Raw genomic sequence first — 7,597 nt, forward strand, 5'->3', positions numbered from 1 at the left:
AGGAGGTCGCCGGCGCGGCGCGCGCCCTGGCCGAGGCGCGGGCGTTCGTCGGCACGGCCGGCAACGTCTCGGCGCGGGCCGGCAGCCACGTCGCGATCACCGGGACCGGCGTCCGGCTCGCCACCTGCACGCGAGCCGACGTCACGGTCGTGACCGTCGGCGGCGGGATCGTCGAGGGCACGCTGGAGCCGAGCTCGGAGCTCGGGCTGCACCTGGACCTCTACCGCGCCTCGGCGACGACCTCCGCGGTCGTGCACACCCACGCGCCGGCGAGCACGGCGGTGGCCTGCGTGCTCGACCGGCTGCCGGTGATCCACTACCAGCAGCTCCTCCTCGGCGGCGACATCCGCGTGGCGCCGTACGCGACCTTCGGGAGCCCCGAGCTGGCGACCGCCGTCGCGACCGCCATCGAGGGACGGCAGGCCGCGCTCATGGGCAGCCACGGATCGGTCGCGGTCGGCGCCTCCCTCTCGGCCGCCGTCGGCAACGCCCTGCTGCTGGAGTGGCTCGCCGACCTCCATCTGCGCGCCAGCCGGCTCGGCACGCCCCGCGAGCTGAGCGCGGCCGAGCAGGAGGACGTCATCCACGCCGCTCTCGCGCGGGGGTACGGCGCGCCGCGATCGCACACCGCCGCGCTCGAGGATCAGGAGCAGTCATGAGGATCGCCACCGTCGGAGTCCACGTGCTCGACACCCACCTCTTCGGAGTCGAGTCCGTCCCGGCCGGCTCGGAGGGCCAGCTGATCGACTCGTCGTGGATCTCCGCGGCGGGCACCGCCGGCGGGACCGCGCTGGTGCTCGCCCGGCTGGGCGCCGAGGTGACGACGTATGGCGCGATCGGCGCCGACCCCGCCGGAGACCTGCTGCTCGGGCTGCTCGAGCGCGAGGGCGTCGCCACGCGCCTGGTCCGCAAGGACGACCACCAGACCTCGACGTCGGTCATCCCGGTGAGGCCCAACGGCGACCGCCCGGCCTGGCACTGCATCGGCGCCAACGGCGCCTTCGGCCTGGCCGATCTGCCCGAGGAGGCGTTCGACGGCGTAGCGCACGTCCATCTCGGGGGACCGGAGTTCCTCGGCGGCGACGCTGCCGCCGAGGTGCTGCGGCGTGCCCGGGCCGCCGGCGCCACCACGTCGGTCGACGTCCTCGCGCCGGGCGACCCCGGCCTGCTCGCGTGGATCGAGGCGGCGCTGCCGGTCACCGACTTCCTGCTGCCCAACGACGAGCAGGTCCTCGGCTTCACCGGCGCGGCCACGGTCGAGGAGGGCGCGGCGGCGCTGCTCTCCCGCGGCGCCGGGTGCGTCGCGGTGACGGCCGGATCCCGAGGGGCGTACGTCGTCTCCGCCGGTGCCCCCGAGGCCGGGACCTGGGTTCCCGCCCACGAGATCGAGGTGGTCGACACCACCGGCTGCGGCGACGCGTTCAGCGCCGGATTCGTCGTGGGCCTGCTAGGCAGGCTCGGCGCGGGCGTCGTCGACGCGGCCCGTCTCGGCTGCGCCACCGCCGCCCACGTCGCGCAGGGCCGCGGCACCGACGGCGGGACCTACGACCTCGACACCGTCCGCGGCCTCGCCGGTCTGTGAGGCCCTCGGCGTCCGTGCCGCGAGCGCGGCGCGGTCAGCGACAGCCCTCGCCGCACCCGCAGGCGTCTCCATCGGCAGGACCGGTCGTAAACAGCGCCTCGGCGGGCGAGCAGCAGGCGTCGCCGCTCCACGCGGCGAGTCCCTCCCGGACGGCGAGGCAGGAGATCGCCAGCGCGGCGAGCGGATCGGCCCACCACCAGCCGAGCATGCTGTTGAGGACCAGGCCGACCAGCAGCACGCCGGACATGTAGGTGCACAGCAGCGTCTGCTTCGAGTCGGCCACCGCGGAGTGCGACCCCAGCTCCTGCCCGGCTCGCCTCTGGGCCAGCGAGGCGGCGGGCATGACGACGAGGCTCAGTGCCGCGATCACGATCCCCACCGTGGAGTGCCCGGGCTCGTGACTCCGGGCCAGCGTCGATGCGGCGTCGTACGCCAGGAACGCCGCGAGCCCGAAGAACGACAGCCCGATGACCTTGAGCGCGATCCGCTCGCGGGACTCGTGGTCGGTCCCCGAGAACTGCCACGCCACGGCAGCGGCAGAGGAGACCTCGATCACCGAATCGAGGCCGAAGCCCAGGAGGGCGGAGCTGCCGGCGCTCGAGCCGGCGAGCAGCGCCACCACCCCCTCGACGACGTTGTACCCGATGGTGAACACCACCAGCAGCCTCACCCGGCGGACGAGCGTCGCCGTTCGTCGCGGGCCCAGGGGCGTGCCGACGTGGATCGTCATGGCGCTCATCAGCAGCACCCGGACTCGGGGGCGTCGCACGCGCTCGGGTCGGTGACCAGCACGACCTCGAGCAGCTCCGCGAGAGCGTGCCCCAGCCGGTGGTCGGCGAGCTCGTAGCGCGTCCGCCGCCCCTCGGGGACGGCCACGACGAGACCGCAGCCACGCAGGCAGCCCAGGTGGTTCGACATCGACTGGCGGGAGACTCCGGCCGCGTCGGCGAGCTCCGCCGGGTAACCGGGCGCCGCACGCAACTCCAGGAGGACCCGCGCCCTCGTCGGGTCGGAGAGCGCGTGCCCGAACCGCGCCAGGGCCTCCAGGGAGAGCGGGGTCGCAGGAGCCATGACCCCACTGTAAAGCATCGGATGGATTCATGGTTCGCTGAATCAATACGTCGCTGGTCCCGACGTGAGAAAGGCCCCGGATCACTGATCCGGGGCCTTGCATTCGCGTGCGCGAGGGGGGACTTGAACCCCCACCCACTATACGTGGACTAGCACCTCAAGCTAGCGCGTCTGCCTATTCCGCCACCCGCGCGAGTGCGAGGAGAACGTTAGCAGCGCGACGCGTCGCCGACGAATCGAGGGCGGCTACGGTGGTGCGCATGACGTCCTACGATCCCGCGGCCGAAGTCGTCGAGCTGTGCCAGGACCTGATCCGGATCGACACGAGCAACTACGGCGACGACTCGGGGCCGGGGGAGCGGACGGCGGCGGAGCGGGTGGCGGAGCTGCTGGACGAGGTCGGCATCGCGTCGACGCTGCACGAGTCGACGCCCGGCCGGACCAGCGTCATCGCGCACTGGGGCGGCGACGGCAGCCGCGACGACGCCCTGCTGGTGCACGGCCACCTCGACGTCGTGCCCGCCGAGGCGAGCGACTGGCAGGTCGATCCGTTCGCCGGCGAGCTTCGGGACTGCCCTCAGGGCGGGCTCAGCGTGTGGGGCCGGGGAGCGGTCGACATGAAGGACTTCGACGCGATGGTGCTCAGCATCGTGCGGGCACGCCAGCGCGCCGGCGTACCGCCTGCGCGGCCCGTGCTCCTCGCCTTCACCGCCGACGAGGAGGCGGGCGGGCACCACGGCGCGCAGCCGCTCACCGAGGATCTGCGGGAGCACTTCGACGGCGTCACCGAGGCGGTCGGCGAGGTCGGCGGGTTCTCGACGACGATCCGCGGCCGCCGGCTCTACCTCGTCGAGGCCGCCGAGAAGGGCATGGCCTGGATGCGCCTCACCGCCCGCGGCACGGCCGGCCACGGCTCGATGATCAACCGCGACAACGCCGTCAGCGACCTCGCCGGCGCCGTCGCCCGGATCGGGGCGCACGCGTGGCCGGTCGCGCTCACGCCGACGATGGAGACGCTGCTGGCAGCGGTCGGCGAGCTGGCCGGCGTCGAGGCGACCCCCGAGAACGCCGAGTCCCTGGTCGAGGAGTTCGGCCCCGCCGCGCGGATGATCGGCGCGACCCTGCGCAACGTCACCAACCCGACGATGCTCCAGGCCGGCTACAAGGTCAACGTCATCCCCACCGAGGCCGTCGCACACGTCGACGGCCGCTTCCTGCCGGGCTTCGAGGACGACTTCTTCGAGACGCTCGCCAAGCTCGTGGGGGAGGACGTCGAGCTCGACTTCGTCTCCCGCCAGCGCTCCTGGGAGATGCCGTACGACGACACCGCCATCTCCCGCGCGATCTCGGCCTCCCTCCTGGCCGAGGATCCGGACGCGGTCGTCGCGCCCTACCTGATGAGCGCGGGCACCGACGCCAAGCACTTCGGCAAGCTCGGCATCCGCACCTACGGCTTCGCGCCGCTGCGGCTGCCCGAGGAGCTCGACTTCACCGGGCTCTTCCACGGCGTGGACGAGCGGGTGCCGGTCGACGCGCTGGAGTTCGGAGCGCGGGTCTTCGACCGCTTCCTCGACCTCGCCTGAGGGCGGCTCCCGCAGTCGCCGGGCGCTTTCACGCGAACGCCGGGACGTCGTGGCCCCTGCGCCGCGTCGAGAGCCGCGGTGTCCCCGGCAAGGTGGGATCTCGGGCGGCCGGAGGACTCAGGCGGTGCGGACAGCGCGGATGATCTTGCGGCGGAGGACGACCCGGCGCTTGCCGTCGTTGCCGATCCGCACCCGATCGAGTGTCCAGCCGCCCTGCTCGGCGCGCTCGACGAGGAAGCGGGTGACGGCATTGCGCGAGAGCGCCCGCTCGAACACCACGGAGTCGAACTCCCATTCCACACCGGGCTGGGGAGGGCGGCGGTCGATGGCGGGCATGCGGGCTCCTCTACAGGTCGGAGACGTCGTCCAGGGCGGAGACTAGCTCGGGCGGCAGCACCTTCGATGCCGCACCGAGGAGTGAGCCGAGTTGCGAGGAGGTGCGCGCGCCGAGGATGGGGGCGGCGACGCCGGGGCGGTCGCGCAGCCACACGAGCGCCACCTCGGCGGGCGTCCAGCCCAGCCCGTCGGCGGCGCGAGCGACGGCGCCCACGACGGCGGCGCTGCGCTCGTCGAGATAGGCGTGGACGTGGGCGCCGTAGGTGGTGTCGGCGCCGCGGGAGTCCGACGGCGTGCCGGTGCGGTACTTCCCGGTCAGCACGCCGCTCGCCAGCGGCGACCACGGCAGCACGCCCAGCCCGAGCGCAGAGGCCGCGGGCACGATCTCGTCCTCGACCTCGCGGGCCAGCAGGCTGTACTGCACCTGCGTCGACACCAGGGGGGCGGAGGAGCCCTCCAGGAGGGTCGCTGCTCGCGCGGTCTGCCAGCCGTTGTAGTTGGAGATGCCGACGTAGTGGGCCTTGCCCGAGATGACCGCCTGCTCCAGCGCCGCGAGGGTCTCCTCCAACGGCGTGTCGTCGGACCAGACGTGCACCTGCCACAGGTCGACCCGGTCGGTGCCGAGCCGGCGCAGCGAGGTGTCGAGGTCGTCGAGCAGCGTCCGGCGGCTGGTGTCCATGCTCCGCTCGCCGCGCCGCGACGAGATCCCGGCCTTGGTGGCCAGCACCACGTCCTCGCGGGCGTCGAGCTCGGCGAGCAGCGACCCGAGCATCGTCTCGGACGCGCCGTCGTTGTAGACGTGGGCGGTGTCGACCAGGGTCCCGCCGGCGTCGAGGAAGGCCCGGAGCTGGTCGCGAGCCTCGTGCTCGTCGGTCGTCCGGCCCCACGTCATCGTGCCGAGCCCGAGGTGGGAGACCTTGAGTCCGCTCGATCCGAGGCGCCGCTGTTGCATGCACGTGAAGATAGTGCGCAGACTCAGCGATTCCCCTACGCCACGCCTGTGCGGCCCCTCTAGGCTCTGCGCTCGTGGACTATCTGGACTCCGTGATCCTCGGCATCGTGGAAGGACTCACCGAGTTCCTCCCCGTCTCCAGCACCGGGCACCTGACCATTGCGGAGAAGATCCTCGGTCTCCCCATCGACGACGACGGCGTGACGGCGTACACCGCGGTCATCCAGATGGGCGCGATCGCCGCCGTCCTCGTCTACTTCGCCAAGGACATCCGCGACATCGTCGTCGGCTGGTCCACCGGCATCTTCAAGCCGGAGAGGCGGGGCACGATCGAGCATCGGATGGGGTGGTACGTCATCGCCGGCTCGATCCCCATCGGAGTGATCGGGCTGCTGGCCAAGGACATCATCTCCGGGCCGCTGCGCTCGCTGTGGTGGGTCGCCGGCGCGCTGATCGCCTGGAGCGCCGTCATGGTGCTCGCCGAGCGGTTCGGCGCCCAGGACCGCGGCGAGAAGAAGCTCACGATGCGCGACGCGATCATCATCGGGCTCGCCCAGTGCATCGCGCTCATCCCCGGCGTCTCGCGCTCCGGCGCCACCATCTCGACGGGCCTCCTGCTCGACCTCGACCGCGTCACCGCGACCCGGCTGAGCTTCTTCCTCTCCATCCCGGCCCTCACCGCCGCCGGGCTCTACGAGCTCAAGGACGTCGCCGGCTCGGGCATCGGCGCGGGCCAGACCATCGTCGGCACCGTGGTCGCCTTCATCGTCGCGTACGCCGCCGTCGCCTGGCTGCTGAAGTTCGTCGCCGGGCACACGATCGCCTCCTTCGTGCCCTACCGCGTCGTCCTCGGCGTCGTCCTCCTGGTCCTCCTCGCCACCGGCGCCGTCAACGCCACCTGATCCGGGGCGGCGCTCTCCGGGGAGGCGCTCAGAGCCAGCCGGAGCGCTTGAAGAAGATCCAGAGCCCGGTGACCGAGCCCGCCATGAGCAGCAGCGCCATCGGGTAGCCGAGCGTCCACGAGAGCTCGGGCATGTGGGTGAAGTTCATGCCGTAGACGCCGGCGATGAAGGTCGGGACGACGATGAGGGCGGCGCCTGCGGAGATCTTGCGCATGTCGTCGTTCTGCTGCACCGAGATCTGGGCCAGATGCGCCTCGAACGCCGTCGACAGCATCGCCTCGAGCTGCTCGGCGAGCTCGGTGGCGCGGTTGAGGTGGTCGAGGACGTCGCGGAAGAACGGCTCGATGTCGGGGTCCACCCCGGGCACGGCGCCGGAGGCGAAGCCGCGCACCGGCTCGCGGAGGGGGAGCACCGCTCGGCGTACCTCGGCCAGCTCGCGCTTGAGGGTGTAGATCCGGGCGGAGTCGCTGGTCCGGGCGGAGGAGAAGACGGAGGTCTCGACCTCGTCCACGTCGGTCTGGAGCTCGTCGAGCACGGCGAGGTAGCCGTCGACCACCGTGTCCGCGACCGTCCAGATCGCGGCCGACGGCCCCTGGGAGAGCCGGTCGGGCGCCGCCTCGAGCGCATGCCGGGCGGCGTCGAGCCGGACCCCGCGGCCGTGCCGGACGGTGATGATGAAGTCGCGGCCGGCGAAGAGGTTGATCTCCCCGGTCTCGACCTGGTCGTCCTGATCGACGTACCAGAGCGTCTTGAGGACCATGAACAGGCTCTCGTCGTACCGCTCGAGCTTCGGCCGCTGGTGCGCCAGGACCGCGTCCTCGACGGCGAGCGGGTGCAGGTCGAAGGCCTGGGCGACCTCGTCGAGCTCGGTCTGGCTGGGCGCGTACAGGCCGAGCCAGATGAAGTCGCCGGGCTCGGTCGCCTCGGCGCGGAGCCGGGCGTACTCGTGCGGATGGCAGTCCGACTCCACCCTCCGGCCGGCGCGGTAGAGCGCGATGTCGACGATCACAGGCACACCGTAGGCCACGCGAGACCGCTCAGTAGGCTGGCGCGCATGGCGACAGTCGTCCTGGTCCGGCACGGCCGCAGCACCGCCAACGTGGCGCGGGTGCTGGCCGGCCGGAGCGCGGGCGTCCTCCTCGACGGCGAGGGCGCCGCCCAGGCCCGCCGG

The 7,597-nt window shown here is 72.5% G+C and carries 9 protein-coding genes and 1 tRNA gene; 4 read left to right on the forward strand and 6 right to left on the reverse strand.

Annotation, left to right across the window (positions count from 1 at the left end):
* Both QM572_RS02230 and QM572_RS02235 read left to right on the forward strand, forming a co-directional pair.
* A partial coding sequence (locus QM572_RS02230; protein ID WP_415089573.1) for a class II aldolase/adducin family protein occupies positions 1-659 on the forward strand: 659 nt, incomplete at its 5' end.
* A complete protein-coding gene (locus tag QM572_RS02235) occupies positions 656-1,582 on the forward strand; it encodes a carbohydrate kinase family protein (protein ID WP_415089575.1) in 927 nt (308 codons plus the stop codon). The genes QM572_RS02230 and QM572_RS02235, both read left to right, overlap by 4 nt.
* Before the next feature lie 34 nt (positions 1,583-1,616).
* On the opposite strand, the gene QM572_RS02240 is transcribed toward QM572_RS02235, so the two are convergent.
* The 3 genes from QM572_RS02240 to QM572_RS02250 form a co-directional block, all read right to left on the reverse strand.
* On the reverse strand, positions 1,617-2,321 hold the full coding sequence (locus QM572_RS02240) for a cation diffusion facilitator family transporter (protein WP_415089577.1): 705 nt from the start codon (positions 2,319-2,321) through the stop codon (positions 1,617-1,619).
* A complete protein-coding gene (locus QM572_RS02245) occupies positions 2,321-2,653 on the reverse strand; it encodes an ArsR/SmtB family transcription factor (RefSeq protein ID WP_415089579.1) in 333 nt (110 codons plus the stop codon). The genes QM572_RS02240 and QM572_RS02245 overlap by 1 nt, the downstream gene beginning before the upstream one ends.
* 108 nt (positions 2,654-2,761) lie before the next feature.
* Positions 2,762-2,846 (reverse strand) — tRNA-Leu (locus QM572_RS02250).
* Positions 2,847-2,913: 67 nt separating this feature from the next.
* On the opposite strand from QM572_RS02250, the gene QM572_RS02255 reads away from it, so the two are divergent.
* A complete protein-coding gene (locus tag QM572_RS02255) occupies positions 2,914-4,236 on the forward strand; it encodes a M20/M25/M40 family metallo-hydrolase (protein WP_415089581.1) in 1,323 nt (440 codons plus the stop codon).
* A 117-nt stretch (positions 4,237-4,353) separates the two neighbouring features.
* Here QM572_RS02255 and QM572_RS02260 read toward each other — a convergent pair whose 3' ends face one another.
* Both QM572_RS02260 and QM572_RS02265 read right to left on the reverse strand, forming a co-directional pair.
* Complete coding sequence (locus tag QM572_RS02260; RefSeq protein ID WP_415089583.1) at positions 4,354-4,572, reverse strand: DUF5703 family protein; 219 nt, start codon at positions 4,570-4,572, stop codon at positions 4,354-4,356.
* Positions 4,573-4,582: 10 nt separating this feature from the next.
* Entirely contained in the window at positions 4,583-5,524 is a 942-nt protein-coding gene (locus tag QM572_RS02265; protein WP_415089585.1) for an aldo/keto reductase, read from the reverse strand.
* A gap of 74 nt (positions 5,525-5,598) precedes the next feature.
* Here QM572_RS02265 and QM572_RS02270 point away from each other — a divergent pair, with 74 nt between their 5' ends.
* Positions 5,599-6,426: an undecaprenyl-diphosphate phosphatase gene (locus QM572_RS02270; protein WP_415089587.1), complete on the forward strand. Its 828-nt coding sequence runs from the start codon at positions 5,599-5,601 to the stop codon at positions 6,424-6,426.
* 28 nt (positions 6,427-6,454) lie between these two features.
* Here QM572_RS02270 and corA read toward each other — a convergent pair whose 3' ends face one another.
* Positions 6,455-7,435, reverse strand: coding sequence for a magnesium/cobalt transporter CorA (gene corA / locus QM572_RS02275; protein WP_415089589.1), 981 nt, complete (start codon positions 7,433-7,435; stop codon positions 6,455-6,457).
* Positions 7,436-7,597 lie beyond the last annotated feature (162 nt).

Origin of the sequence: Nocardioides sp., assembly GCF_047607365.1 — a bacterium.
Lineage (GTDB): Bacteria > Actinomycetota > Actinomycetes > Propionibacteriales > Nocardioidaceae > Nocardioides.